General features: G+C 64.9%; 24 protein-coding genes and 1 pseudogene. 9 read left to right on the top strand and 16 right to left on the bottom strand.

Features of this window, described 5'->3' with window-relative positions; genetic code table 11:
- On the bottom strand, window positions 1-939 hold the full coding sequence (locus E8F11_RS14775; protein WP_280289579.1) for an alpha/beta hydrolase: 939 nt from the start codon (window positions 937-939) through the stop codon (window positions 1-3).
- Entirely contained in the window at window positions 923-2,398 is a 1,476-nt protein-coding gene (locus tag E8F11_RS14770; RefSeq protein WP_280289578.1) for an NAD(P)/FAD-dependent oxidoreductase, read from the bottom strand. Before E8F11_RS14770 ends, E8F11_RS14775 begins: the two co-directional genes overlap by 17 nt.
- A 131-nt stretch (window positions 2,399-2,529) precedes the next feature.
- Here E8F11_RS14770 and E8F11_RS14765 point away from each other — a divergent pair, with 131 nt between their 5' ends.
- Window positions 2,530-3,573, top strand: coding sequence for an AraC family transcriptional regulator (locus E8F11_RS14765; RefSeq protein ID WP_280289577.1), 1,044 nt, complete (start codon window positions 2,530-2,532; stop codon window positions 3,571-3,573).
- A gap of 30 nt (window positions 3,574-3,603) precedes the next feature.
- Here the strand turns inward: E8F11_RS14765 and E8F11_RS14760 are convergent, their stop codons facing one another.
- Entirely contained in the window at window positions 3,604-3,882 is a 279-nt protein-coding gene (locus E8F11_RS14760) for a hypothetical protein (protein WP_280289576.1), read from the bottom strand.
- 187 nt (window positions 3,883-4,069) lie between these two features.
- On the opposite strand from E8F11_RS14760, the gene E8F11_RS14755 reads away from it, so the two are divergent.
- Window positions 4,070-5,095 carry a patatin-like phospholipase family protein gene (locus E8F11_RS14755; RefSeq protein ID WP_280289575.1) on the top strand — a complete coding sequence of 342 codons (1,026 nt, stop codon included), beginning with the start codon at window positions 4,070-4,072 and terminating at the stop codon, window positions 5,093-5,095.
- Window positions 5,096-5,229: 134 nt separating this feature from the next.
- On the opposite strand, the gene glsB is transcribed toward E8F11_RS14755, so the two are convergent.
- The 8 genes from glsB to E8F11_RS14715 all read right to left on the bottom strand — a co-directional run bounded on the left by glsB (window position 5,230) and on the right by E8F11_RS14715 (window position 14,674).
- Window positions 5,230-6,138 carry a glutaminase B gene (glsB, locus tag E8F11_RS14750; RefSeq protein WP_280289574.1) on the bottom strand — a complete coding sequence of 303 codons (909 nt, stop codon included), beginning with the start codon at window positions 6,136-6,138 and terminating at the stop codon, window positions 5,230-5,232.
- Between the two features lie 80 nt (window positions 6,139-6,218).
- The gene (locus E8F11_RS14745; RefSeq protein WP_280289573.1) at window positions 6,219-6,911 is read right to left on the bottom strand and encodes a response regulator; all 693 of its coding nucleotides are present in this window, start codon (window positions 6,909-6,911) and stop codon (window positions 6,219-6,221) included.
- Window positions 6,912-7,077: 166 nt separating this feature from the next.
- Entirely contained in the window at window positions 7,078-9,726 is a 2,649-nt protein-coding gene (locus E8F11_RS14740; RefSeq protein WP_280289572.1) for a sensor histidine kinase KdpD, read from the bottom strand.
- On the bottom strand, window positions 9,723-10,274 hold the full coding sequence (gene kdpC, locus E8F11_RS14735) for a potassium-transporting ATPase subunit KdpC (RefSeq protein WP_280289571.1): 552 nt from the start codon (window positions 10,272-10,274) through the stop codon (window positions 9,723-9,725). Before kdpC ends, E8F11_RS14740 begins: the two co-directional genes overlap by 4 nt.
- Before the next feature lie 100 nt (window positions 10,275-10,374).
- On the bottom strand, window positions 10,375-12,426 hold the full coding sequence (gene kdpB, locus E8F11_RS14730) for a potassium-transporting ATPase subunit KdpB (protein ID WP_280289570.1): 2,052 nt from the start codon (window positions 12,424-12,426) through the stop codon (window positions 10,375-10,377).
- A 12-nt stretch (window positions 12,427-12,438) separates the two neighbouring features.
- Window positions 12,439-14,139 carry a potassium-transporting ATPase subunit KdpA gene (gene kdpA, locus E8F11_RS14725; RefSeq protein ID WP_280289565.1) on the bottom strand — a complete coding sequence of 567 codons (1,701 nt, stop codon included), beginning with the start codon at window positions 14,137-14,139 and terminating at the stop codon, window positions 12,439-12,441.
- Between the two features lie 8 nt (window positions 14,140-14,147).
- Entirely contained in the window at window positions 14,148-14,237 is a 90-nt protein-coding gene (gene kdpF, locus E8F11_RS14720; protein ID WP_280289564.1) for a K(+)-transporting ATPase subunit F, read from the bottom strand.
- A gap of 284 nt (window positions 14,238-14,521) precedes the next feature.
- Entirely contained in the window at window positions 14,522-14,674 is a 153-nt protein-coding gene (locus E8F11_RS14715) for a LuxR C-terminal-related transcriptional regulator (protein WP_280289563.1), read from the bottom strand.
- A 242-nt stretch (window positions 14,675-14,916) separates the two neighbouring features.
- On the opposite strand from E8F11_RS14715, the gene E8F11_RS14710 reads away from it, so the two are divergent.
- Together E8F11_RS14710 and E8F11_RS14705 are read left to right on the top strand one after the other, a co-directional pair.
- On the top strand, window positions 14,917-15,522 hold the full coding sequence (locus E8F11_RS14710) for a TlpA disulfide reductase family protein (RefSeq protein ID WP_280289561.1): 606 nt from the start codon (window positions 14,917-14,919) through the stop codon (window positions 15,520-15,522).
- Window positions 15,523-15,528: 6 nt separating this feature from the next.
- Window positions 15,529-16,272: a cytochrome c biogenesis protein CcdA gene (locus E8F11_RS14705; protein ID WP_280289560.1), complete on the top strand. Its 744-nt coding sequence runs from the start codon at window positions 15,529-15,531 to the stop codon at window positions 16,270-16,272.
- A gap of 19 nt (window positions 16,273-16,291) precedes the next feature.
- On the opposite strand, the gene merR is transcribed toward E8F11_RS14705, so the two are convergent.
- On the bottom strand, window positions 16,292-16,690 hold the full coding sequence (gene merR, locus E8F11_RS14700; protein WP_280289559.1) for an Hg(II)-responsive transcriptional regulator: 399 nt from the start codon (window positions 16,688-16,690) through the stop codon (window positions 16,292-16,294).
- A gap of 76 nt (window positions 16,691-16,766) precedes the next feature.
- Here merR and E8F11_RS14695 point away from each other — a divergent pair, with 76 nt between their 5' ends.
- From E8F11_RS14695 to E8F11_RS14685, 3 genes are read left to right on the top strand one after another with little or no spacing between them, the layout of a single operon-like run.
- On the top strand, window positions 16,767-17,114 hold the full coding sequence (locus E8F11_RS14695; RefSeq protein WP_280289558.1) for a mercuric transporter MerT family protein: 348 nt from the start codon (window positions 16,767-16,769) through the stop codon (window positions 17,112-17,114).
- An 11-nt stretch (window positions 17,115-17,125) separates the two neighbouring features.
- Window positions 17,126-17,401, top strand: coding sequence for a mercury resistance system periplasmic binding protein MerP (gene merP, locus E8F11_RS14690; RefSeq protein WP_280289557.1), 276 nt, complete (start codon window positions 17,126-17,128; stop codon window positions 17,399-17,401).
- Between the two features lie 7 nt (window positions 17,402-17,408).
- A complete protein-coding gene (locus E8F11_RS14685; RefSeq protein ID WP_280289556.1) occupies window positions 17,409-17,621 on the top strand; it encodes a GDCCVxC domain-containing (seleno)protein in 213 nt (70 codons plus the stop codon).
- A gap of 155 nt (window positions 17,622-17,776) precedes the next feature.
- Here E8F11_RS14685 and E8F11_RS14680 read toward each other — a convergent pair whose 3' ends face one another.
- The 4 genes and pseudogenes from E8F11_RS14680 to E8F11_RS14665 all read right to left on the bottom strand — a co-directional run bounded on the left by E8F11_RS14680 (window position 17,777) and on the right by E8F11_RS14665 (window position 21,694).
- Window positions 17,777-18,478 carry a winged helix-turn-helix domain-containing protein gene (locus tag E8F11_RS14680; RefSeq protein ID WP_280289555.1) on the bottom strand — a complete coding sequence of 234 codons (702 nt, stop codon included), beginning with the start codon at window positions 18,476-18,478 and terminating at the stop codon, window positions 17,777-17,779.
- The gene (locus tag E8F11_RS14675; protein ID WP_280289553.1) at window positions 18,475-18,567 is read right to left on the bottom strand and encodes a K(+)-transporting ATPase subunit F; all 93 of its coding nucleotides are present in this window, start codon (window positions 18,565-18,567) and stop codon (window positions 18,475-18,477) included. The genes E8F11_RS14680 and E8F11_RS14675 overlap by 4 nt, the downstream gene beginning before the upstream one ends.
- A gap of 499 nt (window positions 18,568-19,066) precedes the next feature.
- Complete coding sequence (locus E8F11_RS14670; RefSeq protein ID WP_280289552.1) at window positions 19,067-20,077, bottom strand: magnesium transporter CorA family protein; 1,011 nt, start codon at window positions 20,075-20,077, stop codon at window positions 19,067-19,069.
- 30 nt (window positions 20,078-20,107) lie between these two features.
- Window positions 20,108-21,694 (bottom strand): annotated as a pseudogene (locus E8F11_RS14665) (RimK family protein).
- A 94-nt stretch (window positions 21,695-21,788) separates the two neighbouring features.
- Here E8F11_RS14665 and rimI point away from each other — a divergent pair.
- On the top strand, window positions 21,789-22,910 hold the full coding sequence (rimI, locus tag E8F11_RS14660) for a ribosomal protein S18-alanine N-acetyltransferase (RefSeq protein WP_280289551.1): 1,122 nt from the start codon (window positions 21,789-21,791) through the stop codon (window positions 22,908-22,910).
- Between the two features lie 134 nt (window positions 22,911-23,044).
- The coding region (locus E8F11_RS14655; RefSeq protein WP_280289550.1) for a potassium transporter Kup at window positions 23,045-24,792 on the top strand (1,748 nt) is incomplete at its 3' end.

Genomic DNA, 24,792 nt, shown 5'->3' with positions numbered 1-24,792 from the left:
TCAGGCCCCCTCGTCCACACGCTTGCAGATGAAGTCCGCCGCGCTGGCCAGGGCCTGGTCCGCCGTGCGCAACAGCCCGGCGTGGGCCTGGAACACATGCCAGAGGCCCGGGTAGCGCTCCAGCCGCACCCAGCCGCCGGCCGCGCGCACCCGCTCGGCCAGATGCAGGCTGTCGTCGCGCAGCACCTCGTCCTCTGCCACCTGCACCAGCATCGGTGCCAGGGCGGAAAGGTCGGCGAACAGCGGCGACAGCGCCGGATCGCGGCGATCCAAGCCGGGTGGGCAGTACAGATCCATCGCCTGCTCCACCCAGGCCGGATGGATCAGCGGGTCGCCCGCCGCCGGCCGATGCTGGCGGCTGCCGCTGAGGTCGGTGACCGGCGAGAAGCACAGCAGCGCCGCCGGTTGCGGCAGGCCCTGGCGCTTGATCTCCAGGGCGGTGATCAGGCTCAGGTTGCCGCCTGCCGAGTCGCCGCCGATGACGACTCTCGACGCCGGAAAACCCGCCGCCAGCAGTTCGCGGTAGGCGGCCAGGGCATCCTCCCGCGCGGCGGGGAAGGGGTGCTCCGGCGCCAGCCGGTAGTCCAGCGCGCAAACCGCCACCCCGGCGCGCTTGGCGAGATTCGCGGTAATGGCGCGGTGGGTGGCCGGCGAGCCGGTGATGAAGGCGCCGCCATGCAGGTAGAGCAGCACCACATGGCTACCGCCCTGGGGCCGGTACCACTCGCAGGGTCGCCCGGCCAGCCGCCCCGGTTCGCGCACCAGGCCGCGTGGCGCCAGGGTGCTGGCGGTCAGCGCGCGCAGCACCAGACGCTGCATGGCCACTGGCACGGGCGGCCGCATCAAGCCACGGAACAGCAGGCGCAAGGCGCCGCGCAGGGTCGTGCGCAGCAATTCCTGGCCCGGTTCCGGGGCAGTGAACTCAACGGGTGCATTCATAGTGGTCCAGCTCCAGGCGACGGGTCAGTTGGCGGTAAGTGAAGGTGAAACCGGGCCAGTTGTTGGTGTTTTTTCCATCCGCGGTCTTGTACCAGCTGCTGCAGCCCTGCTCCCAGATGGTGTGGCGCACCTGTCGCTGCAGGTGCTGGTTGTAGGAGCGCTGCACGGCGGGCTTCAGGTCGAGGTAGCGCAGCCCCGGCTCGCCCAGCGCCTTGATGCCGTCCAGGACATAGGGGAACTGGCTCTCCAGCATGTAGATGATCGAGTTGTGGCCCAGGTTGGTGTTCGGTCCGTAGAGGATGAACAGGTTGGGAAAGCCACTGACGCTGATGCCGAGGTAGGCCTCCGCGCCTTCCCGCCAGGCCTGGTTCAGGTCGCGCCCGGCCAGCCCGCGGATGCTCATCGGGGCGAGGAAGTCAGTGGCGGTGAAACCGGTGCCGAGGATGATGGCGTCCACCTCATGGCGCTGGCCGTCGGCGGTGACCAGGGCGTCATCCGTCACTTCGCGTATGCCGCCGTCGATCACCTCCACGTTGGGCCGCGCCAGGGCCGGGTAGAAGTCGTTGGATATCAGGATGCGCTTGCAGCCCAATGGGTAGTCCGGCTGCAGGCGCTTGCGCAGCGCGGCATCCGGGATGCCGCGCGCCAGGTGGCGGTTGAACTTCAGCCGCATCAGCTTCATCAGCAACGGGAACACCGAGAAGGCCAGCACCCGCGTCTCGTGCTGGAAGTACTTGAGCATCCGATCCAGCTTCTGCAGGCCCGGCAGGCGGCGCATGAGCGCCAGTTCCCAGGCCCGATAAGTGCGGTCGGGCTTGGGGATCACATAGGCCGCCGAGCGCTGGAACAGCTGCAGCCGCGCGACCTTCGGGGCGATCTGCGGGACGAACTGGATGGCGCTGGCGCCGGTGCCGATCACCGCCACGCGCTTGCCCTCCAGCGGATAGCCGTGGTTCCAGCGCGCCGAGTGGAACAGCTCGCCCTTGAAACCGTCCAGCCCCGGAATGCGCGGCCAGGCCGGGCGATTCAACTGGCCGCAGGCGCTGACCAGGGCACGCGCGCTGAAGCGTTCGCCGCTCCGCGTGCTCACGTGCCAGAGGCCGCTGGCTTCAATGAACTCGGCGTCCGTCACCTCGCTGCCGAAGCGGATCTTCCGGCGCAGGCCGTACTTGTCCGCGCAATGGCGCTGGTAGGCGAAGATCTCTTCCTGCGGTGCGTACTTGCGTGACCAGTCAACCTTGGGTTCGAAGGAAAAGGAATAGAGGTGCGAAGGCACGTCGCAGGCCGCGCCGGGGTAGCTGTTGTCGCGCCAGGTGCCGCCCACTTCGCTGCCCTTTTCCAGGATCAGGAAGTCTTCGATGCCGGCCTTCTGCAGCTGGATGGCCAGGCCCAGGCCACCGAAGCCGGCGCCGATGATCAGCACGTGCAAAGGCGCGGGATGCTCGGGATTCTTATGCATTGTTCTCTCCCATGGATATGTCCACGCCCTCCCGAAGGATTGCGCGGTAGGGAGAATCCTAGAGCGCCACGCCGCATCGCGTTATGGCATAGTCGGACAGCAAATTGTGAAATTCGGACAGGTTTCCACCCATGCCTCAGCCACCCCACTGGGCCGCGCGACGCAGCGCCATCAGCGTGCAGCTGATGACGCAGTTCGGCCTCGACCACGGCCTGACCGTCGAGCAGTGCCTGGCCGGGACCGGGCTCGACTGGCGGCTGCTCGCCGACCCCGGCGCCGAAGTCGCCGCCAGCCAGGAACTGCAGCTGCTGCGCAATATCGCCCAGGGCCTTGGCCACCTCCCGGGCGCAGGGCTCGAGGCGGGCCAGCGCTACCGCCTCAACACCTATGGCATCTGGGGCTTCGCGCTGCTCAGCAGCCCCAACTACCGCAGCGCCGCGCAACTCGGCCTGCGCTACCTGGACCTGACCTATGCCTTCCACCGCATATACCTGGTGGAGGTCGGGGAAGAGGCGCACCTGGTGTTCGACGATGAGGATGTGCCGGAAGACCTGCGCAGCTTCCTCCTCGAACGCGATGTGGCCGGCGCGCTGAGCGTGCAGCGTGACCTGACCAACGCCAAGCTGCCGCTAATGGGCGCCCGTTTCCGCATAGCGGCACCGGCCGATGCGGCGCCTTACCGGGACCTGCTGGGCCTGACGCCGGAATTCGCTGCCGCGGACAACCGCATCATCATTCCCCGCCGGCTGCTCGACCTTCCCCTACCGGGTGCCAACCCGCAGGTAGCGCAACATTGCGAAGAGCAATGCCGCATCCTCCTGGCACGCCGAAGGGAGCGCGGCGGCTTTGCCGGGCGCGTTCGCGACCTCCTGCTCGCGCGGACCGGGCAAGCGACGGATATGGAGCGGCTGGCTGACGAACTGCACCTGACCTCACGCACCCTGCGGCGCAAGCTCGAGGCGGAGGGGACCAGCTTTCGGCTGCTTCAGGACGAGGTACGGCAGACGCTGGCCGAAGAACTGCTGGCCTCCACGGGGCTGAGCCTGGAGGAGATCGCAGATCGGCTCGGGTACGGCGAGGTGTCCAACTTCCTGCATGCGTTCAAGCGTTGGAGGGGCATGACGCCGGGGCGTTATCGGCGGGAAAGGACTCGGGCTGCCCACCCCTCGCCCTGATGTGGCGAGCGGCAGGCGGCGAGAGCGAGCTTACCGCCCAGCGCGGGATTCACCAATGTAGAAACGGGCCTTCTCGGCCTTCTCGGTGCAACCTTCAAAGCTTTCGAACTGCTGCTGGGTCTTGGCAGCGGTGAGCAGGCTCAGGGCCTTGGAATAGCTCACGGTGCCGGAAAAGCCTTCGACCTTGGCCAGGTCCAGTTCCTTCCAGGCGGCATCAAGTTCCGTGGCGCAACTGTCGCGGTGGGCCGTCTTGCCGGCGCAACCGACGAGCAACAGGGCCATCAGGGGCAGGCTGATCCAGGCTTTCATCGATAAAACTCCCGTGGTGAAGATCGACAGAGTCTAGTGTTTCGATAGACGGTCGGGTACCCGGAAGATTCAACTCCGTGTACTGATCGACAGCCACCGACGACCGGCTCTGGCGCAGGCATGGCGCGCCTTGGCGGCACCCCGCTGGCGGGCGTATCGTCGAAGCTCAGTTGGCGGGGGAAATCGCATGAGCAAACGCGTTGCACTGGTGCTGGGTTCGGGAGGTGCGCGAGGCTACGCGCACATCGGCGTGATCGAAGAGATCGAGGCTCGCGGCTATGACATCGCCTGTATCGCCGGCTGCTCCATGGGCGCTGTGGTGGGTGGCATCTACGCCGCAGGCAAGCTGCACCACTATCGCGAATGGACCGAAAGCCTGGACTATCTGGACGTGCTGCGCCTCCTGGACGTCAGCTTCCGGCTCGGTGCCATCCGCGGCGAGAAGGTCTTCGGGCGCATCCGCGACATAGTCGGCGAGGTGAACATCGAGGACCTGCGCATCCCCTATACCGCCGTTGCCACCGACCTGACCAACCAGCAGGAAATCTGGTTCCAGGAAGGCTGCCTGCACCAGGCCATGCGCGCCTCGGCGGCCATTCCCAGCCTCTTCACCCCAGTGGTCCAGGGCACCCGCATGCTGGTGGACGGCGGCCTGCTGAACCCGCTGCCGATCATCCCGGTGGTCTCCAGCCATTGCGACCTGATCATCGCCGTCAACCTCAACGCCACGACCCAACGCGATTATCAGTTGCCGGTGATCGAGCGGCCGCCCGCGATCAAGAGCCGCGTCGACCTGCTGATGGCTTCCCTCGGCTCGCGGCTGCCCTTCTGGAAGCGCGGCGATGACGAGCCGCACGGCCTTCTCGACCCGGAGAGCCTGCCTGGCGGCAACCCCTGGCTGGAGAACGCCGCACCACAGATGCAGCAACCGGCCGCCGCCCCGCTGGCCGAAGGCGCGCCCAGGTCCGCCAGCGGCTCGCAAGTGATCGCCAGTGTCGGCCCGGCCTCGCTGCTGGACCTGGTCAACCAGAGCTTCGAGGTGATGCAGACGTCCCTGGCCCAATACAAGATCGCCGGCTACCCGCCGGACATCCTGATCAACGTGCCCAAGCGCGTGTGCCGCTTCTTCGAGTTCTACAAGGCGCCGGAGCTGATCCAACTTGGCCGGCAGATTGCCAGTGAAACCCTGGAACGGTACGAGCGGGGAAATTGAAGGGTGGCGCAATCCCTTGTAGGGGCGAATTCATTCGCCAAGGGCAGCGCAGCTGCCCCCTGAGGCCCCGCAGGCCGAACCTGCGGTCCGGTTAGCGAATGAATTCGCCCCCACAATTTCGCGCCACAGGTTCCCTAGAAAATCGACCACCCGATCCGCTCCGAGAGCTTCTCCAGCGCCGCCATGCCCGCCAGGGAGTTGCCGGCCGGATTGAGCTCCGGGGACCAGACGCAGACGGTGAAGCGCCCCGGCACCACGGCCACTATCCCGCCCCCTACCCCGCTCTTGCCCGGCAGGCCCACGCGGTAGGCGAAGTTGCCGGCTTCGTCGTAGAGGCCGCTGGTGGCCATGATGGCGTTGACCTGCTTGGCCTGGCGCGGGCTGAGCACCTGTTCGCCGCTGTGGGGGCTGATGCCTTCGTTGGCCAGGAAACTGAAGGCCAGCGCCAGGTCGGCACAGCTCATGCGGATGGCGCAGTGGTGGAAGTAGCTGTGCAGGACGGCCTCCACGTCGTTGTGGAAGTTGCCGAAGGACTGCATCAGGTACGCCATGGCGGCGTTGCGCGCACGGTGCTGGTACTCGGATCGGGCCACCACCTCGTCGGACACCACATGGCCGTTACCCGAGAGGCGCCGGACGAAATCGCGCATGGACAGCGAAGGCGCCGCGAAGCGCGATTCGTTGATATCGCAGATCACCAGGGCGCCGGCGTTGATGAAGGGGTTGCGCGGCACGCCGCGCTCGAACTCCAGCTGTACCAGGGAGTTGAACGGCTGGCCGGAAGGCTCGTGCCCCAGGCGCTGCCAGATGTCTTCGCCCGAGTGCTGGATGGCCTGCACCAGGCTGAACACCTTGGAAATACTCTGGATGGAGAAAGGCGTGAGGCCGTCACCGGCATAGAAAAGCTCGCCGTCGTTGCTGTAGACGGCGATGCCGAGCTGGTCCGAGCTGACGCAGGACAGCGCGGGGATGTAACTGGCCACCTTGCCCAGGCCTATCAGCGGGCGTACTTCGTCAAGGATTTCGTTCAACAGCTGCTGCATGCCGGTCCTTCCGTTGGGGGAGCGCCTTCGCGCCCATGCAGCACTGGACGCACGCCGTGAGCATGGCGGCACAGCGGCTTTCAGGCCTCCTTCAAACGGTAGCCGACGCCGGCTTCGGTGACGATGAATCGCGGGTCGGCCGGATCGTCATCGAGCTTCTGCCGCAGGTGGCCGACCACCACGCGCAGGTAGTGGCTGTCCTCGACGTGGCTCGGCCCCCAGATGTCCTTGAGCAGCTGTTGCTGGGTGACTACCCGGCCGAGATGCCGGGCCAGCTGGGCGAGCACGGCGTATTCCTTGCGGGTCAAGGAAATTTCCTCACCGTCCAGGGTCACCCGGCGATAGGCGAAGTCCACGCGCAACGGACCACTGCTGACGCTGGCTTCCTGTTGCTCGCCGGGGCCACCCTGGCGCAGCAGCACGCGCACCCGGGCGAGGAACTCCTGAATACTGAAGGGCTTGGTCACGTAGTCGTTGGCCCCGCTGTCCAGCGCCAGCACCTTTTCGCCCTCGCTGGCACGCACCGAGAGCACCAGCACCGGCACCTGCGACCATTCGCGTAGTTCGCGCAGCACGTCCTTGCCGTCCAGGTCCGGCAGGCCGAGGTCGAGCACCACCAGGTCGGGCCTGGCCAGCACCGCCTGGGCCAGGCCTTCACGGCCATTGGCGCCTTCCAGCACCCGGTAGCCCTGGGCGGCCAGGCTGATGCGCAGGAACTTGCGGATCTGCGCTTCGTCGTCGATGACCAGGATGGTCGGTTGGTTGGTTGTCATGGGTGGTTCGTCGTTTCCATTGCCAATGCGGACTGCCCTTTACCTGTGGGGGCGAATTCATTCGCTATGGGGCGCGAAGCGGCCCCCTGGGCTTCGGCGGCCGAACCTTCGGTCCGGTTAGCGAATGAATTCGCCCCCACAAGAGACTGTGCCCTCGATGTCGCCTTTATTCCTCCTCCAACTGCGGCTGCGGGTGCAGCGGCAGGTGCAGGGTCAGGGTGGCGCCGTGGCCATCCAGGCCTTCGCCCACGGTCACGCGGCCGCCATGGGCGCCGACCATGCCCTGGCAGATGGCCAGGCCCAGGCCCGTGCCCTGCCCGCCACGGTCGCCTCGTGCGGCGGTATAGAACATATCGAAGATTTTGTCGCGCTCATCCTGCGGAATGCCCGGCCCCTGGTCGCTGACAGCGAAGCGCAGCTCGGCCTCATCGGCCTCGACGCTGACCTGCAGGCGGCCATTGCCCGGCGAGAAGCGCGCGGCGTTTTCCAGCACGTTCACCAGTGCCTGCTCGATCAGCGCGGCATGCACGAAAAGCAACGGCAGCTGCTGCGGCACGTGGGTTTCGACCAGCAGCGGCGCCAGCACCGGGCGCAGCCGTTGTAGGGCGCTGGCGACTATGTCCACGGGCGCCACCCAGTCGCGCGACAGCTTGAGGCCGCCATGACCGAGACGGGTCATGTCCAGCAGGTTCTGGATGTAGCGGTCGAGCCGTTCGGCTTCGTCGCGGGTGCCTTCCAGCAGCTCGCGACGGTCCTCCATCGGGATGGCCTCGCCCAGGGCCAGCAGGCTGTCGATCGACCCGCGCATGGAGGTAAGCGGCGTGCGCAGGTCGTGGGATACCGACGCCAGCAGCGCGCTGCGCAACTGTTCGGTTTCACCATGCAGGCGTGCCGCCTCCAGGTCCTCGGCCAGTTGCGCGCGGTCCAGGGCCTGGGCCAGGGGTTGGCCGAGGGCGGCGATCAGACGCCGCCGGCCGGCGGGAAGCGGGGTTTCGTCGCGGCGGCTGACGCCGAGCAGCGCCAGCGGCCCCTCCTCGCCGGATAGCGGCAACCACCACCAGCGGCCCCCCGGCAGAGTGTCGGTACCCGGGCCCGCCGGCTGGTCGTGCTGCCAGGACCACTCCGCCGCCGCGCGTTCCTGGTCGCCCAGCAGGCGCTGGGCACCCGCCTCCACCTTCCAGACGCCGTCGCGGCCACGGGCCAGCAGGCAGATCTCTACGTCCGTCCAGGCGCCGAACTGCTGCACGGCCACGTTGAGCACGGCCTGGCGATCGGTGGCTGCGGTGAGCTTGCGCGAGAGGTCGAGCAGCGCGGTGGTTTCCGACTGGGTATCGCGCAGGGCGTCGAGCTGGCGGCGCTGGCGCGATGCAAGGTTGCCGGTGAGCCCGGCCATGAGCAGGAAGAACACCAGCGTCAACACGTCCTCCTGGCGGGCGATGGTCAGGGAGAAGATGGGCGGGATGAACAGGAAATCGTAGGCGAGGAAGGATAGCCCGGCGCAGAGCAGCGCCGGGCCCAGGCTGCTGCGCACCGCCACCAGCAGCACCGCGGCGAGGAACACCATGGAGATGTTCGGCAATTCCAGGGTGTGCGACACACCCCAGGCCAGGGCGGTGGCGGCGATGGCGGCCAGCAGCGCCAGGCCGTAGTCCAGTAGGCGCGTGGGATCGCTGGCACGGGCACTGGGCGGGCGGCGATCAGCCTCGGTGCCCAGCACGCTGACTTCCAGGCCCACGGCATAGCGCAGCAATCGCTCGGCCAGGCCGCGGCCGAGCAGGCGGCGACGCAGGCGCTGGCGGCTGCGGCCCACCAGCAACAGGCTGGCGCGGCGCTCGTCGGCGTGCTGGACCAGGGCCTTGGCCACGGATTCGGCGCGCAAGGTCACCACTTCGCCACCCAGGCGCTCGGCCAGCTGCTGGGCGCCCTGCAGGCGCGCACGGGCCTCTTCCGAGCGCGCTCCGCCGGTGTCCACGTGCACCACCGACCAGGGCAGGTGGCGCCGCTCGGCGACCCGGCTGGCATGGCGCACCAGGCGCTCGGCCTGGTGGTCGCCGTCTATGCCCACCAGCAGTCGGCCGCGCACGGCGGGCGCTTCCAGGCCACGCTGGCGGTAACGGCGATTGAGGTCGGCGTCGACCCGCGCGGCGGCGGTCTGCATGGCCAGCTCGCGCAGCGCGGTGAGGTTGGTCTGGGAGAAAAAAGCATCGATCGCGGCACGTGCCTGCTCGGGCACGTAGACCTTGCCTTCGCGCAGGCGCTCCAGCAGCTCGCGCGGTGGCAGGTCCACCAGGAGGATTTCATCGGCCTCCTGCAGCACCCAGTCGGGCAGTGTCTCGCGCACCTGCACGCCGGTGATGTCGTGCACCTGGTCATTCAGCGCTTCGAGGTGCTGGACGTTGACCGTGGTGTAGACGTCGATGCCGGCGTCGAGCAGCTCCTGCACGTCCTGCCAGCGCTTGGCGTGGCGGCTGCCGGGGGCGTTGGTATGGGCCAGCTCGTCCACCAGCACCAGCTTGGGCGGGTGGGCGAGAATGCCGTCGAGGTCCATCTCGATCAGGTCCATGCCGCGATATTCGAACCGCCGCAGCGGTTGCTGCGGCAGCCCGGCGAGCATGGCTTCGGTTTCCGCGCGGCCGTGGGTTTCCACCACGCCTGCGCGCAGGTCCACGCCCTGGCGCAGTTGCGCCTGGGCGGCCTGGAGCATCGCAAAGGTCTTGCCCACGCCCGGCGCCGCGCCAAGGAAGACTTTCAGGCGGCCACGCCCCTCACGGGGCATATCGGCCAGCAGCGCGTCGGCACGCAGGGCATCACTCATCGAGTCATCTCATTCAACTGTGTGTTCAGGGCCAGGACATTGACCACCGCCGGTCCCACCAGCGGCCGCTCGGTGCTCTGCTCCACCAGGCGCTCCAGCGCATCGGCCGGCATGCCGCGTTCGGCAGAGATGCGAGCGATCTGGAAGCGCGCGGCGGCCGGCGGCAGGTGCGGGTCGAGGCCGCTGCCGGAAGTGGTGACCAGGGCCATGGGCACCTTGCCATGACCTTCGGTGGCCAGACGGGTCGCTTCCTTGTTGATGCGCTCGGCCAGGGCCGGGTTGCTCGGTGCCAGGTTGCTGGCGCCGCTGGCCACGGTGGCGAAGGATGCGGCGGACGGACGCGGCTGGAACCACTCGGCGCCCTCGAAGTTCTGCGCCAGCAGGGCGCTGCCGCGCACGTCACCCTTGTCGTCGTGCACCAGGCTGCCATTGGCTTGCTCGGGGAAGACGGCCTGGGCAATGCCGGTGACGGTCAGGGGGTAGGCGACGCCGGTGATCAGGGTCATCAGGGCCAGGAGGCTCAGGGCTGGGCGGAGTTGGCTAAGCATATTCAGTTCCTCGCAGGAAAGCTAAGGCTGGCCGGGGGCGGCTTCTGCCCTCTCCCCCGGGCCCTCTCCCGCACGCGGAAGAGGGGAGAAAAAGCCGGGTTCAGACCAACCCGACTGCAGTGAGCAGGACATCGATCAGCTTGATGCCGACGAAGGGCGCGACGATGCCGCCAAGGCCGTAGATCAGCAGGTTGCGCCGCAGCAGCTGGGCTGCGTCGCTGGCCTGCACCCGCACCCCGCGCAGGGCCAGCGGGATCAGCGCGACGATGATCAGCGCGTTGAATACGATGGCCGAGAGGATGGCGCTCTGCGGGCTGGCCAGTTGCATGATGTTGAGCACGCCCAGCTGCGGGTAGATGCCGGCGAAGAGCGCGGGAAGAATGGCGAAGTACTTGGCCACGTCGTTGGCCACCGAGAAGGTGGTCAGGGCGCCGCGGGTGACCAGCAACTCCTTGCCCACCTGGACCACGTCCAGCAGCTTGGTGGGGTCGGAATCCAGGTCCACCAGGTTGGCGGCCTCGCGGGCAGCCTGGGTGCCATCGTTCATGGCCAGGCCCACGTCGGCCTGGGCCAGCGCCGGCGCGTCGTTGGCGCCGTCGCCGCACATGGCGACCATCTTGCCTTCGCCCTGCTCCTGGCGGATGCGCGCCAGCTTCTTCTCCGGCGTGGCTTCGGCAATCACGTCGTCCACCCCGGCCTCGGCGGCGATGGCGGCGGCGGTCAGCGGGTTGTCGCCGGTGACCATCACGGTGCGGATGCCCATCTGCCGCAGTTCGGCGAAGCGATCGCGGATGCCCGGTTTGACCACATCCTTGAGGTGGATGGCGCCCAGCAGCTTGCCATCGGCGGCCACCAGCAGCGGAGTGCCGCCGCTCTGGGCGATTTTCTCGATCTCGCGGGCCAGCGGTGCCGGCACGTCCTCGCGGCCCATGCCGACCCAGGCGAGCACGGCGTCCACCGCGCCCTTGCGGTAGCTGCGACCGGCCCAGTCGGCGCCGGACAGGCGGGTCTCGGCGGTGAAGGGGATCACCTCGATCTCGTTGCGAGCCGGCTCCTGCATCGGATGCAGGCCGCGCAGGTACTCGACTATGGACTTGCCTTCCGGGGTCTCGTCGGCGAGGGAGGCCAACAGCGCGGCGTCGGAGAGTTCCTTGCCGGCCACGCCGGGGGCCTTGATCATCGCGCTGCAACGGCGGTTGCCGAAGGTGATGGTGCCGGTCTTGTCCAGCAGCAGCACGTGCACGTCGCCGGCGGCTTCCACCGCCCTGCCCGATTTGGCGATGACATTGAGACGCACCAGGCGGTCCATGCCGGCGATGCCGATGGCGGACAGCAGGCCACCGATGGTGGTGGGGATCAGGGTCACCAGCAGCGCCACCAGGTACACCAGCGGCAGGTCGCCGCCAGCGTAGCGGGCGAAGGGCTGCAGGGTGGCCACCACCAGCAGGAAGATCAGGGTCAGGCCGATCAGCAGGATGTCCAGCGCCACTTCATTGGGGGTCTTCTGGCGCTTGGCGCCTTCCACCAGGGCGATCATCCGGTCCAGGGTGGATTCGCCGGGGTTGGCGGTGATCTTCACCAGCAGCCAGTCGGAAACGATGCGGGTGTTGCCGGTGACGGCGGAGCGGTCGCCACCGGACTCGCGGATCACCGGCGCCGATTCGCCGGTGATGGCCGCTTCGTTGACCGCGGCGATACCTTCGATGACCTCGCCGTCGCTGGGGATCATCTCACCAGCTTCGACGCGGACGATATCGCCACGGCGCAGGCTGGCGGCCGGGACAGATTCGAACTTGCCGTCTGCCTTGCGGCGGCGCGCGGTCAAGCCCTGGCTACCGGCCCGCAGGCTGTCGGCACGGGCCTTGCCGCGGCCTTCGGCGAGGGCTTCGGCGAAGTTGGCGAAGAGCACGGTGAACCAGAGCCAGAGCGCGATCTGCACGGCCAGGCCAGTGCTCACCGCCGGGTTGGGGATGGCGCAGAGGACCGTGGTGACCACGGCCGTCAGCTCGACCACCAGAATCACCGGCGAACGCGCCAGCTGGCGCGGGTCGAGCTTGACGAAGGCCTGGCGCAGCGCTGGTTTCCACAGCGCGGCGAAGGTGGTCTTGGGTTGCTGCTTGGCGCCTTGGAGCGCCTGTATGGGGGCATTCATCATGGATCTCCCTTAGAAGCCCTGGATCAGCGCGAGGTGTTCGGCGATCGGCCCGAGGGCCAGCGCCGGCAGGAAGGTCAGGCCGCCGACCAGCAGGATGGTCAGGGTCAGCAGGGTGACGAACAGCGGGCCATGGGTGGGGAAGCTGTTGGCGCCCAGCGGGGCGCGCTTCTTCATCGCCAGGCTGCCGGCGATCGCCAGTACCGGGATGATGTAGCCGAAGCGGCCGAGGAGCATGGCCAGGCCGATCAGCACGTTGTGGAAAGGCGTGTTGGCGCCGAAGCCGGCAAAGGCCGAACCATTGTTGGCAGTACCCGAGGTATAGGCGTAGAGGGCCTGGCTGAAACCGTGTGCGCCGGGGTTGGTGATGGACGCCGCCGGGCCTTCGAGGCTGATGGCCAGGCCGCAGAACACCAGGACACCTATCGGCATCACCAGGAGGGTGGCCACCAGCAGTCGAACTTCGCGGGCCTCCAGCTTCTTGCCGAGGTACTCCGGGGTGCGGCCGATCATCAGGCCGGCGAGGAACACCGCGATCAGCACGAACACCAGCATGCCGTAGAGACCGGCGCCGACGCCGCCGAAGATGATCTCGCCGAGCATCATGTTGAACATCGGGATCATGCCGCCGATGGCGCTGAAGCTGTCGTGCATGGCGTTGACCGAGCCGTTGGAGGCGGCGGTGGTGGTCACGGCCCAGAGCGCCGAGGCGGTGATGCCGAAGCGGCTTTCCTTGCCTTCCAGGGAACCGGTCTGCTCGATGGGCAGGCCCGCCAGCGCAGGGTTCGGCTGGTACTCGCTGTACAGGGTCACGCCCAGGCCGATGACGAAGAGCACCAGCATGCAGGCCAGCAGCGCGCGGCTCTGGCGCAGGTCCTTGACGTAATGGCCGAAGGTGAACACCAGCGCCGCCGGGATCAGGATGATGGAGGCCATCTCCAGCAGATTGCTCCAGGCCGTGGGGTTCTCGAACGGGTGCGCCGAGTTCACGCCGAAGAAGCCACCGCCGTTGGTGCCCAGTTGCTTGATGGCGATCTGGCTGGCGGCCGGGCCGAGCGGGATGCTCTGGTCCGCGCCCTGCAGGGTCACGGCATGGGCGTATTCGAGGAAAGTCTGCGGAACGCCTTGCCAGACCAGGAACAACGCCAGCAGCAGGCACAGCGGCAGCAGGCCGTAGAGGGTGGCGCGGGTCAGGTCGACCCAGAAGTTGCCCAGGCGGTCGGTGCTGCGTCGGCTGATGCCGCGGGCGAACACCACCAGCACGCAGAGGCCGACAGCAGCGCTGACGAAGTTCTGCACGCCGAGGCCGACCATCTGGCTGAAGTAGCTCAGGCTGGCTTCGCCGCTATAGGCCTGCCAGTTGGTGTTGGTGACGAAGCTGACGGCAGTGTTGAACGCCAGGCTCCATTCCAGGCCCGGCAGTTTCTGCGGGTTCAGCGGCAGCACGCCTTGCAGCATGAGGATGGCGAAGAGCAGCACGAGGCCGGCCAGGTTGAAGGCCAGCAGTGCCGCGCAGTAGGTTTTCCAGTCCTGCTCGCGCTCGGCATCAACGCCGGAGATGCGGTAGCAGAAACGCTCCACGGGCGCGAAAACCGGGGTCAGGAAGGTGCGTTGTCCTTCCATAACCCGGTAGTAGAAGCGCCCGAGGAAGGGTGCCGGCGCCAGCACCAGCACAAAGAAGGCCAGGATGAGGCCGATGTCCTGAAGTTGCATGTGGCCTCCTAGCCGCGCTCGGCGCGCAGCAGCGCGACCAGCAAATAAATGAAAAGCCCCATGGCCATAGCCAGGGACATCCCGTCGAGAATGCTCATTGCTTGTGCTCCTAGATGCGGTCTGTGCCGCTGTGGAGCCATTGTCGGAACGAGGGGCGTAAAGGAACGAGCCGCCCGGGGGCGGCGCGGCATAAAGAAGGTGTAAAGAGTGCAGGGAAATGCCGGATCGATGATTCGGCGAAGGGGGCATGAGGGGTGCGGTTCGGCCCAATGCCGAGCAGGGTTCAAACTCCCTTCAACCGCCGCACGAACAACGCCAGCAATTGCGACTGACTACTGATCTGCAACTTTTCGTTGAGACTGCGCCGGTGCACCTTCACCGTTCACGGGCTGATCCGCAGCCGCTGCGACACCGAAATGTTGGAGTGCCCCTCCAACAACAGCCGCGCCACCTCGCACTCCCGCGCGGTCAGCACACCCCGGCCGAACGGTGAGCGCCTGTAATTGAGAGTGACCGGGACGTTTCGCCAGTGCATCGGCAACGTCCTGGGTCCATTCGGTCAGCTGTCCGTGCATTGGTTCAAGCGGCTTTCACCCCAGCCATGCGAGCCGAGCCATGAACCGGGCCCGCCTGATCGTGATGCTCTAGCCGCCGAAGACTTTCTTGCACATCCTCGGGCTATAGTCCTCTCTAAAGAGGGTTCGCTTCGGGGAAAACGCATTGCGTCCAGCCGGCGCCGGTCAGGCGATTCATGGCGATGGGAGCTAGAGGTGTGCGATGAACTGCATCACGACCCTGGCCGGGAAGTATTTCGACCGCTCGGGGTGTCGCCGGGCCTGCGGGTTGCTGCTGTGCCTTGTCCTCATTCCACCGGCGTTACCGGTCATGGGCGCCGAACCCTCATCCGAACCTCGCACACGTGCCGAATTGCTCATCTGGCTCGAGCCCAAACCGGTTGAGTCAGTCAGATTCGTCGATGGCGACGGCAAGCCGTACACCTTGGACGACTTCAAGGGCAAGGTGGTTCTGCTCAACCTCTGGGCCACTTGGTGCGCCCCTTGCCGTCAGGAGATGCCGACCTTGGATCGCTTACAGGCAAAGCTGGGAGGCGACGACTTCGAGGTGGTGGCGCTCTCGCTCGATCAAGGCGGACTGCAGGTTGTACGGGACTTCTACCGGGAGATTGGTATCCAGCACCTCCAGATCTACGTCGATGAGCAGATGCAAGCCATCCAAAGCCTCGGAGCCTTCGGCTTGCCGGTCACTCTGCTATTGGACCGCGAGGGACAGGAAATCGGCCGCAAAGCAGGTGCGGCCGAGTGGGACAGCCCGGACGTCATTGAGCTTGTGCAGGAAGTGATGGCTTCCACACCGAGGAAATAGTTCGTGATGAGCCTCAGCGTTATTGGCATCCTGAGCGCGTTTGCCGCGGGAATGATCTCCTTCCTGTCACCCTGCGTGCTGCCCTTGGTGCCTGGCTATTTGTCCTACATCGCCGGGCACTCGGTGGACGAACTGCAGGTCCTGGAAAGCCGCCGGGAACGGCTTGCGGTGATCGGCATGAGCCTGAGCTTCGTGCTGGGATTTTCCACCATCTTCATTGCGCTGGGGGCCAGCGCCACCGCCATAAGCCAGGTGCTGATTGCCTATCGGCAGGAAACCAACCTGATTGGCGGCATCATCGTGATTGCCTTCGGCCTGTTCATTACCGGTCTGATCAACCCTCGCTGGCTGAATATGGATGTGCGCTTCGTTCACCAGCTCAAGTCCAGCGGAGGACCGCTGGCCGCTTATGTATTGGGCGTGGCGTTTGCTTTCGGCTGGACGCCTTGTATCGGTCCCATTCTGGGCAGCATCCTGACGCTGAGCGCCTCCACCGGCCGTACGGGTGCCAGTGGCGTTACATTGCTGTCGATCTACTCGCTCGGCCTGGGACTCCCATTCCTGCTGACGGCCTGGTTCACCAATCAATTCCTCGCCCACCTGAAGCGCCTGCGCCGCTGGAGTCGGACCATCCATATCGGGGCGGGCGTGATCCTGATTCTCATGGGGGTGGCCATGGTAACCGGGCGACTGACCGACTTTGCCTGGTGGCTGCTGGAGGTGTTTCCGGTTCTGGGAAGGATCGGTTAGTGATCCACGGATGTCCCCTTCAATCCCTGGCCAGGACCTCGATAATCGGGCAGCCCTCCTTACCTGATCCGGCATCACACTGTCGTACCAGGATGCCCAATGCCTGTTGCATTGCTGCCAGGTCGGCGATCTTCTCTTCGATCAACCTCAACTTTCGAACCGCCAGCGCCTGAGTTTCCGCGCAGGTATGTCCGTGTGCCAACTTTAGGAGATCGCCCACCTCGGCCAAGGTGAATCCAAGCGCTTGGGCACGCTTGATGAAGCGCACCCGCTTGACCTGGTCCGGCGCATAGCGTCGATAGCCGCCGAGCGGCTTGGCCGGCTCCTGCAGGAGGCCGCGCCGCTGGTAATAGCGAATCGTCTCGATGTTTACCTCGGCTGCTTCCGCGAGCTTACCAATGGTCAGTGCGTTGGCCAACACGTTCTCCTTGACTCCGTACTTGAGTACGGAATTTAGAGTAGCACCCAAGCAATCGGGTTCACGGAGAAAAGGTATGGCGCAACTCAGCAGCAAAGGTTCGTTGATCGCCGGGGCGCTGGCTGCTATTGGCGCATCGGTGTGTTGTGTCGGGCCACTCGTGCTGATCATGCTGGGCGTCGGTGGTGCCTGGGTCGGCAGTCTGACGGCCATGGAGCCATACCGGCCTTTCTTCATTGGCCTGACGCTGCTGTTCCTCTGGTTGGCCTTCCGCAAGCTTTACCTGGTGCCTCAAGCCTGCCCAACCGGCAAAACTTGCGACGACTCACGCCAGCTCAGGCGGCAGCGGCTCACGTTCTGGGTCATTGTCGTCCTGTTGCTCGGCCTGCTGGCCGTGCCGTGGCTCGCCCCATGGTTCTATTGAAAGGAAGTCTCATGCGCAAACTGCTGACTGCCGTGCTCGCCGTGCTGGCCCTTGTGGCAATGGCTGCTGAACCGAAAACCGTCACGCTCGATGTGCGAAACATGACCTGCGGGTTATGTCCGATCACGGTCAAAAAGTCGCTGGAACAGGTGTCTGGCGTGAGTGTTGTCGAAGTCGACTTCGAAACGAAAACGGCCACCGTCACTTATGACCCTGACATGGCACAACCGGATACCCTGACCAAGGCGACCACAGCCGCCGGTTACCCATCCACCGTAAAGAAATGAGGCGGCAATGAATTCCATCATTCTTGAGTCAGTGCTGTCCTGCCCGCATTGCGGTTTCTCTAAGCAGGAAACCATGCCCACGAAATCCTGCCAGTACTACTATGAGTGCACCAGTTGCAAGGCGCTATTGCGTCCTAATCCAGGTGATTGCTGCGTGTTCTGCTCGTTCGGATCGGTGAAGTGCCCGCCAGTCCAACAGCAGCGTGGGTGCTGCAATTAGCCTTGTGCCAAGAAGAGCTTGCGAGCGGCCCACAGGGCAGCGATGGTCAAAACCAGCAGCACCGAAGCCTCGCCGGGAAATTCGCTAAGCGCCCCTATCAGACTTACCTTCACGAACGTGCCTTCCACAACACTCCCACCCTTGAACGCTATGTTTTAGGGTACGAAGCGGTACCCCACACCTATTTCAGTAAGCAAATGACGAGGGCGCGTCGGGTCATCCTCGACCTTCTTGCGCAGCCCTGCCATGAACACCCGCAGATAGTGGGTGTCGGCCGCGTGGCCAGGCCCCCAGACCGCCTTGAGCAATTGCTGGTGAGTCAATACGCGATCGGGGTGGGTGCACATATGGACCAGCAACTGGTACTCCAGCCGCGTAAGGTGCAGTTCCTCGCCCTTGCGCTCCACCACGCGACGGACCAGATCGATCTTCACCTCGCCGAACTCCACCACCGAGCTGCCGTTATCGGCGTGCGCGCGGCGGCGCAACTGGCTGCGTACCCGGGCGAGCAGCTCGCCCGTAGCGAAGGGTTTGACCAGGTAATCGTCGGCTCTGGTGTCCAGTGCGGTTATCTTGGCCGACTCGGAACCACGGGCGGACAGCACGATGATGGACACCTCGGACCAGTTGCGCAGTTCGCGGATCAGGTCGACACCGTCACCATCGGGCAGTCCCAGTTCCAGCACGATGAGGTCGGGGTTGCGGGTACCGGAAAGACGATACAGCGGCGTCTCCAGGCGCGTGAGCACCTTGAAGCGCCCATCCATCACATCGGAGAGGTAGAGGGCGAACGGCCACGCCAGCAGCACCAACACACCAAGAAAAACGCCGAGCAGTGTCCAGGCCTGGAGGCTCATAGGAAGTCCACCGGGAACAGGAGTGCGGCAATCAGATACACCAGCAGGAGCAGCGCCACGATGGCGCCGAAGAGATAGAGGCTGGTCATGGACGCCTCCGCTTCAGGGCAGAACAGCCAACCGCCAGGCCGATGATCGCGGCACCGCACACGACAGCCAGAATGAAGAACGCGACGTCCATCACCAGCCCTCCTTTGACGCTTACCATCCTAGGAAGGCGCTTATCAAAATGCTGAAAAGCTTGCCGGTGCCGATATCAAGATCTTGCAAAGGAGGTGAGGGCTAGCGCTAGCCGTACGCTCACCGGCACTGAGAATGTCGAGCTTTTGCGCTCGGCACCGACCCACGGCTACAGCCTGCGCAGCCGTGCCTCAGTTGGACTTGTCCTTCTTTTTCACGAAGTCCAGATAGAAGCTCACCACCGCAAAGAGAAGAATCAGGGAAACCACGAGCAAACCAGCATCAGTGCTGTTCATCACACTCTCCAGTCGAGCATCGGCTGAACGTCCCGCGCCGAATGATCCAGGCGAGGCCTGGTAGAACCCTCTACCGCGCGACCGGAAGCCGCGCATCCCGATAACCGAGGCCTCACGAGAAGACCCTGGTGAAGAAACTCCCGCGCGAGCGTCCCTGCCGACCACCCTCCCCCGCTGCCCCCTGGCGAGCACCGCGGAAGTCCCGGGCCATGCGTTGGAGGAACAACACCATCACCCCGCCCAGCAGCAGCATCGCCAGCACCAGGGCCGGATAGGCCAGCCACCAGGGCACGCCGGCGGTCATCATGCTGAACTCGGACATGCCGCCGATGCTGGCAATCAGGTTCAGGGGCAGGAACACCACGTTGATCAGGGTCAGCTTGCGCAACATCTCGTTCATGGTGTTGTTGGCCAGGTTGCCGCGGGCATCCATCAGCCCGGCGAACACCGTGGAGTAGATCTCCGCCTGTTTGTAGCACTGGGTGTTTTCGATGATCAGGTCGTCGATCAGCCCCAGGACCTCGGCGTCGAAGTGGTGCTTCTCGGCATGGTTGCGCAGGCGCGAGAGCACGGTGCCGTTGCTGTGGATGGCATTGATGTAATAGATCAGGCTCTCGCTGAGGTTGAACATCTGCACCAGATGGTGGTTCTGCATCGAACTGTTGAAGCGCTGCTGCAGCTCGCGGGCGACCATCTTGATCACCTTGAGGTGGCCCAGGTAGTGGTGGATGTTGTGCAGCAGCATGTCCAGTAGCACATCCAGCGGCGTGTGCAGGTCGTGACGGGCCCCCAGTCCGCGCATCTGCGAGTCGTCCGGGGCGATCACCACCAGGCGCTCGGTGCTGAGCAACAGGCCGAAGGACGACACCTCGAAGGAAAAACTGTCGCCCCCGGAGTAGTTTTCCGGGCGTTTCCAGATCAGGAACAGGCTGTCCGGATGGAACTCGATGCGTGAGACCTCGTCGGGGTCCAGCGCCGAGGCCAGGGCGTGCTCGTCAAGGCGGAACCTGCTTTGCAGCAGGTCGCGCTCAGCGGTGTCAGGGTTGACGAAGAGCAGCATCTGGCTGTCCTGGTCTTCGCTGGGATGCAACGCCCCCTGGGCGAGCTGGAAGCTTTTGATCATTGGGACTCCCCCGATCCGGACCGATGTTCTCTACCAGGTCTGTCCCCGGCGCTTCAGTTCCAGCCGGCGGACGAACTCCTCCAGCACCAGGGTGTAGAGGTCGTCCTCCAGGTAGGCGTCCTCGATCCCGGCATCGAGGTTGGGGTTGTCGTTCACTTCGATCACCACCACCCTGTCGCCCGCCTGCTTGAGATCTACGCCATACAGGCCATCGCCGATCAGGTTGGCGGTCTTCACCGCCAGTTCCACCACCGCGCGGGGCGCCTCGTGCACCGCCAGGGTCCGGCACTCGCCGATGACCTCGGCACCTTTGGCCTTGTGGTTGAAGATCTGCCAGTGCCCCTTCGACATGAAGTACTGGCAGGCGAAGATCGGCTTGCGGTTGAGGATGCCGATGCGCCAGTCGTAGTCGGTGTAGAGGAACTCCTGGGCCAGCAACAGCACCGAGTGCTCGAACAGCTGCGCCGTCGCCTTCAGCAGTTGCTCCTGGTTCTCCACCTTGATGACGCCGCGGGAGAAGCAGCCGTCGGGGATTTTCAGCACCAACGGAAAGCCCAGCCGCTCGCCCACCTGCTCCAGCTCCAGCGGGTTTTCCTTGTAGAGAATCTCGCTGGCCGGCATCGCCAGTTTGTTGCTGCGCAATAGATCGGTCAGGTAGACCTAGTTGGTACAGCGCAGGATGGAAGTCGGGTCATCCATCACCACCAGCCCTTCGCTTTCGGCCTTCTTGGCGAAGCGGTAGGTGTGGTTGTCCACACTGGTGGTCTCGCGAATCAGCAGCGCGTCGTATTCGGCCAGTCGCGAGTAGTCCTTCTTCTCGATCAGTTCGACATCGATGCCCATGCTCCGGCCAACGCGGATGAAACTCTCCAGGGCCCTGGCATTCGACGGCGGCAACGATTCGTCAGGGTCGTGCAGGACGGCCAGGTCATAACGCGCCAGGCGTCTCGATCGCGGTACGCGCCAGATCTTGCGGCTGAAGCCGTCCAGTGCGTTGGCGAACTGATCTTCCTGATCCTCACGCAACTTGTGCAGGGCGCCGGACTTTATTCCGGCAATCTGCCAACCATCGGCCTTGCGGAATTCGACCAGCAATATCGGACAGGGAAATGCCTCGAACAACTGACGGGCAATATCCTGCAAGGGCTCCATATCCGTCCGACCAAAGTAAAGGCTTAACGTGAAACCTTCGGTACTTGCATATGGATGATTGTTCAGCGCCTTTTCAAGTGTCTTTTCAAGATCATCCAGCGCCAGGCCATAGAGCGACTTCCGGGTAAGTTCGCTGATGGTCCTGACCGACGGAATCACCTTGTGGCCACGGGCTTCAGCCAGCAGCGAACAATAGTAGCCATGCCCCAGGTACTTGTAATTTCGGCACAGATTGATGACCTGGACGCGCTTGCCGGATTCGTTCTCGCGCGGCTGCTCAAGGTATTCCTGGGCGGTCAGCACATCTTCGCTCGGAAAATACTTCGCCCAGTCCTCCTTGCGCTCGACAATAATCACCAACTGACTTGAACTCTTGCCATCACTCGCAAGATATGTTTTACCGTCTATTGCCGAAGCCGAACTTTTATCCAATACTCCGCGCAAATCAACTTGTGCCGATGCCATCTCTCTGTGACCCGTTGAAGAACAAGTGCCTAACTATTAAGCACGGACTTTCTGAAAAGTCTCGTTCCATTACGAAAGTTTTACGGCGACTCCCATGGACTTTATATTTCGCAATGCCACGCCCGAAGACCTCCCGTCGCTGCTGGGTCTGGAGAACCAGTGTTTCGAACACGACCGGCTATCGCCCCGCAGCTTCCAGTGGATGATCAGCCGCGCCCACGCCAGCCTGATCGTTGCCCAGAGCCAAGGCCGGCTGATGGGGTACGCCCTGCTCCTGTTCCATCGCGGCACCTCCCTGGCCCGGCTCTACTCCATCGCCATTTCGCCCGACGCCCGCAGCCAGGGGCTGGGCAAACGCCTGCTGGCGGAGGCGGAGCAGAGCGCCCGGGAGCACGACTGCGCCTATCTGCGCCTCGAGGTCCGCCCGGACAACCCGGCGGCCATCGGACTCTACGAACGGGTTGGCTATCGGCGCTTCGCCCAGATCAACGACTACTACGAAGACCACGCAGACGCGCTGCGCTATGAAAAGCGCATCATCCAGCGGCCGGCCGGCGAGTCGCGCCAGGTGCCCTATTACCAGCAGACCACCGACTTCACCTGTGGCCCGGCCTGCCTGCTGATGGCCATGGCCGCCCTCCAGCCCGGACGCCCACTGGCCAGACGCGAAGAGGTGCAGCTCTGGCGGGAAGCCACCACCGTGTTCATGACCTCCGGGCACGGCGGCTGCAGCCCGCAGGGACTCGCCCTGGCGGCCTGGCGGCGGGGCTTTCGCGTGCGCTTGCAGGTCAGCGCTGACGGGCCGCTGTTCCTCAACGGCGTACGCAACGAGAACAAGAAGGAAGTGATGCGCCTGGTCCATGAAGAGTTCTGCAATGAACTCCGGCACAGCGATGTGCAGCAGGTACGCACCGGCCCGTTCGACCTGCCGCGCCTGCTGGCCGAAGGTGGCCAGCCCCTGGTGCTGATCAGCAACTACCGCCTGACCCGTACCAAGGCACCACACTGGGTACTGGTGACCGGTTGCGACCAGGACTTCGTCTACCTGCACGACCCGGATATCGACCACAGCAGGCATCGCCAGGCCCTCGACTGCCAGCACCTGCCGGTGAGCCACGGGGAGTTCCAGCGAATGAGCCTGTTCGGCGGCAGCAAGCTGCGCGCCTCGGTAGTTCTCTATGCCAAGGACCAGGTCAGCCATTCGAGCGACAGGTAATCGGAAGGGAGCCTTTCGGGCGTGAGTCGAGTAGCGCTCTGGGAGCCCTTTCAAGTTGTCACGTCTGGCGAGCCATTGTTTTGTCGCCGACAGAAGAGCAGCATCCGCTCCAATTGATTGCCCAGGAGCAGCGCATGCTCGAGACAACTACACCTTCAGCCGAAAATTCTTCCGCCAAGGCATCCGGACTCGGTCTGCTGGTGGCCGCCGCAGGGGTGGTCTACGGCGATATCGGCACCAGCCCGCTGTACACCCTGAAGGAAGTCTTCGCCCCGCACTACGGCGTGCTACCCAATCATGACGGGGTGCTGGGCGCCCTTTCGCTGATCTTCTGGTCGCTGATCTGGGTCGTCTCGATCAAGTACGTGCTGTTCATCCTGCGTGCCGACAACGATGGCGAGGGCGGCGTGATGGCGCTGACCGCCCTGGCACAGCGTGCTTCCAGGCCGTTCCCACGGCTGCAGATGGTCCTGGTGCTGCTGGGGCTGTTCGGCGCCGCGCTGTTCTACGGCGACAGCATGATCACCCCGGCGATCTCGGTGCTCTCGGCCGTCGAGGGCCTGGGCATCGCCTTCGACGGCATTGAGCACTGGGTGGTGCCGCTGTCGCTGATCCTGCTGGTGGGGCTGTTCCTGATCCAGAAGCACGGCACCGCGCGGATCGGCATCCTCTTCGGACCCGTGATGGTGATCTGGTTCAGCGTGCTCGGTGCCCTCGGGGTCTATGGCATCCTTCAGCAGCCCGACGTGCTGAGCGCTCTCAATCCCTACTGGTGCGTCCAGTTCTTCATCGCCCACCCGGGCATTGGCGTGGCCATCCTTGGCGCGGTGGTGCTGGCGTTGACCGGCGCCGAGGCACTCTACGCGGACATGGGCCACTTCGGCCGCAAGCCCATCGCCAGGGCCTGGTTCTTCCTGGTCCTGCCGGGTCTGGTGCTGAACTACTTCGGCCAGGGCGCCACCATCCTCGGCAACCCGGAAGCGGCGCGGAACCCCTTCTACCTGCTGGCGCCGGACTGGGCCCTGCTGCCCATGGTGGCACTGGCTACCCTGGCCACGGTGATTGCCTCCCAGGCGGTGATTTCCGGCGCCTTTTCCCTGACCCACCAGGCCATGCAGCTCGGCTACATCCCGCGCATGTTCGTCCAGCACACTTCCCATGAGGAGCAAGGGCAGATCTATATCGGCACCGTGAACTGGGCGCTGATGGTGGGCGTGGTGCTGCTGGTACTGGGCTTCGAGTCCTCCGGCGCCTTGGCCGCGGCCTACGGCGTGGCGGTAACCGGCACCATGCTGATCACCACCCTGCTGGTGTCGGCGGTGATGCTGCTGCTGTGGAAGACGCCACGCTGGCTGGCCATCCCGGTGCTGCTGGGCTTCCTCTTCGTCGACAGCCTGTTCTTCGCCGCCACCGTGCCGAAGATCTTCCAGGGCGGTGCCTTCCCGGTGCTGGCGGGGATTGCCCTGTTCGTGCTGATGACCACCTGGAAGCGCGGCAAGCTGATCGTGGTCGAGCGCCTCGACGAAACGACGCTGCCGCTCCCTCTGTTCATCGGCAGCATCCGCGCGCAGCCACCGCACCGCGTGCAGGGCAGCGCGGTGTTCCTCACCGCCCGGCCGGACGCCGTGCCCCATGCGCTGCTGCACAACATGCTGCACAACCAGGTGCTGCATGAACGGGTGGTGCTGCTGACCGTGGTCAGCGAAGACACGCCGCGCGTGCCGCTGGAACGGCGTTTCGACGTGGAGGCCTACGGCGAGGGCTTCTTCCGGGTGCTGCTGCATTTCGGCTTCATGGATGAACCGGATGTCCCGGCCGCGCTCAAGCTCTGTCACCTCAGCGAGCTGGACTTCAGTCCGATGAGCACCACCTACTTCCTCAG

This window comes from Pseudomonas sp. BN417, from assembly GCF_029871205.1.
GTDB lineage: Bacteria > Pseudomonadota > Gammaproteobacteria > Pseudomonadales > Pseudomonadaceae > Metapseudomonas.
Note: the sequence above shows the minus strand (reverse complement) of the source record. Positions and strands in the feature narration are given on the sequence as shown.

What these genes read in the sequence shown, in the direction of transcription:
- E8F11_RS14715 (WP_280289563.1), bottom strand. Translation starts at nt 14,674, where the DNA reads ATGCACTGGCGAAACGTCCCGGTCACTCTCAATTACAGGCGCTCACCG.
- E8F11_RS14745 (WP_280289573.1), bottom strand. Translation starts at nt 6,911, where the DNA reads ATGACAACCAACCAACCGACCATCCTGGTCATCGACGACGAAGCGCAG.
- E8F11_RS14670 (WP_280289552.1), bottom strand. Translation starts at nt 20,077, where the DNA reads ATGATCAAAAGCTTCCAGCTCGCCCAGGGGGCGTTGCATCCCAGCGAA.
- E8F11_RS14740 (WP_280289572.1), bottom strand. Translation starts at nt 9,726, where the DNA reads ATGAGTGATGCCCTGCGTGCCGACGCGCTGCTGGCCGATATGCCCCGT.
- E8F11_RS14775 (WP_280289579.1), bottom strand. Translation starts at nt 939, where the DNA reads ATGAATGCACCCGTTGAGTTCACTGCCCCGGAACCGGGCCAGGAATTG.
- kdpC (WP_280289571.1), bottom strand. Translation starts at nt 10,274, where the DNA reads ATGCTTAGCCAACTCCGCCCAGCCCTGAGCCTCCTGGCCCTGATGACC.
- E8F11_RS14710 (WP_280289561.1), top strand. Translation starts at nt 14,917, where the DNA reads ATGAACTGCATCACGACCCTGGCCGGGAAGTATTTCGACCGCTCGGGG.
- E8F11_RS14685 (WP_280289556.1), top strand. Translation starts at nt 17,409, where the DNA reads ATGAATTCCATCATTCTTGAGTCAGTGCTGTCCTGCCCGCATTGCGGT.
- kdpB (WP_280289570.1), bottom strand. Translation starts at nt 12,426, where the DNA reads ATGAATGCCCCCATACAGGCGCTCCAAGGCGCCAAGCAGCAACCCAAG.
- E8F11_RS14680 (WP_280289555.1), bottom strand. Translation starts at nt 18,478, where the DNA reads ATGAGCCTCCAGGCCTGGACACTGCTCGGCGTTTTTCTTGGTGTGTTG.
- glsB (WP_280289574.1), bottom strand. Translation starts at nt 6,138, where the DNA reads ATGCAGCAGCTGTTGAACGAAATCCTTGACGAAGTACGCCCGCTGATA.
- kdpF (WP_280289564.1), bottom strand. Translation starts at nt 14,237, where the DNA reads ATGAGCATTCTCGACGGGATGTCCCTGGCTATGGCCATGGGGCTTTTC.
- E8F11_RS14705 (WP_280289560.1), top strand. Translation starts at nt 15,529, where the DNA reads ATGAGCCTCAGCGTTATTGGCATCCTGAGCGCGTTTGCCGCGGGAATG.
- E8F11_RS14755 (WP_280289575.1), top strand. Translation starts at nt 4,070, where the DNA reads ATGAGCAAACGCGTTGCACTGGTGCTGGGTTCGGGAGGTGCGCGAGGC.
- E8F11_RS14760 (WP_280289576.1), bottom strand. Translation starts at nt 3,882, where the DNA reads ATGAAAGCCTGGATCAGCCTGCCCCTGATGGCCCTGTTGCTCGTCGGT.
- E8F11_RS14675 (WP_280289553.1), bottom strand. Translation starts at nt 18,567, where the DNA reads ATGACCAGCCTCTATCTCTTCGGCGCCATCGTGGCGCTGCTCCTGCTG.
- kdpA (WP_280289565.1), bottom strand. Translation starts at nt 14,139, where the DNA reads ATGCAACTTCAGGACATCGGCCTCATCCTGGCCTTCTTTGTGCTGGTG.
- E8F11_RS14770 (WP_280289578.1), bottom strand. Translation starts at nt 2,398, where the DNA reads ATGCATAAGAATCCCGAGCATCCCGCGCCTTTGCACGTGCTGATCATC.
- E8F11_RS14695 (WP_280289558.1), top strand. Translation starts at nt 16,767, where the DNA reads ATGGCGCAACTCAGCAGCAAAGGTTCGTTGATCGCCGGGGCGCTGGCT.
- E8F11_RS14765 (WP_280289577.1), top strand. Translation starts at nt 2,530, where the DNA reads ATGCCTCAGCCACCCCACTGGGCCGCGCGACGCAGCGCCATCAGCGTG.
- rimI (WP_280289551.1), top strand. Translation starts at nt 21,789, where the DNA reads ATGGACTTTATATTTCGCAATGCCACGCCCGAAGACCTCCCGTCGCTG.
- merP (WP_280289557.1), top strand. Translation starts at nt 17,126, where the DNA reads ATGCGCAAACTGCTGACTGCCGTGCTCGCCGTGCTGGCCCTTGTGGCA.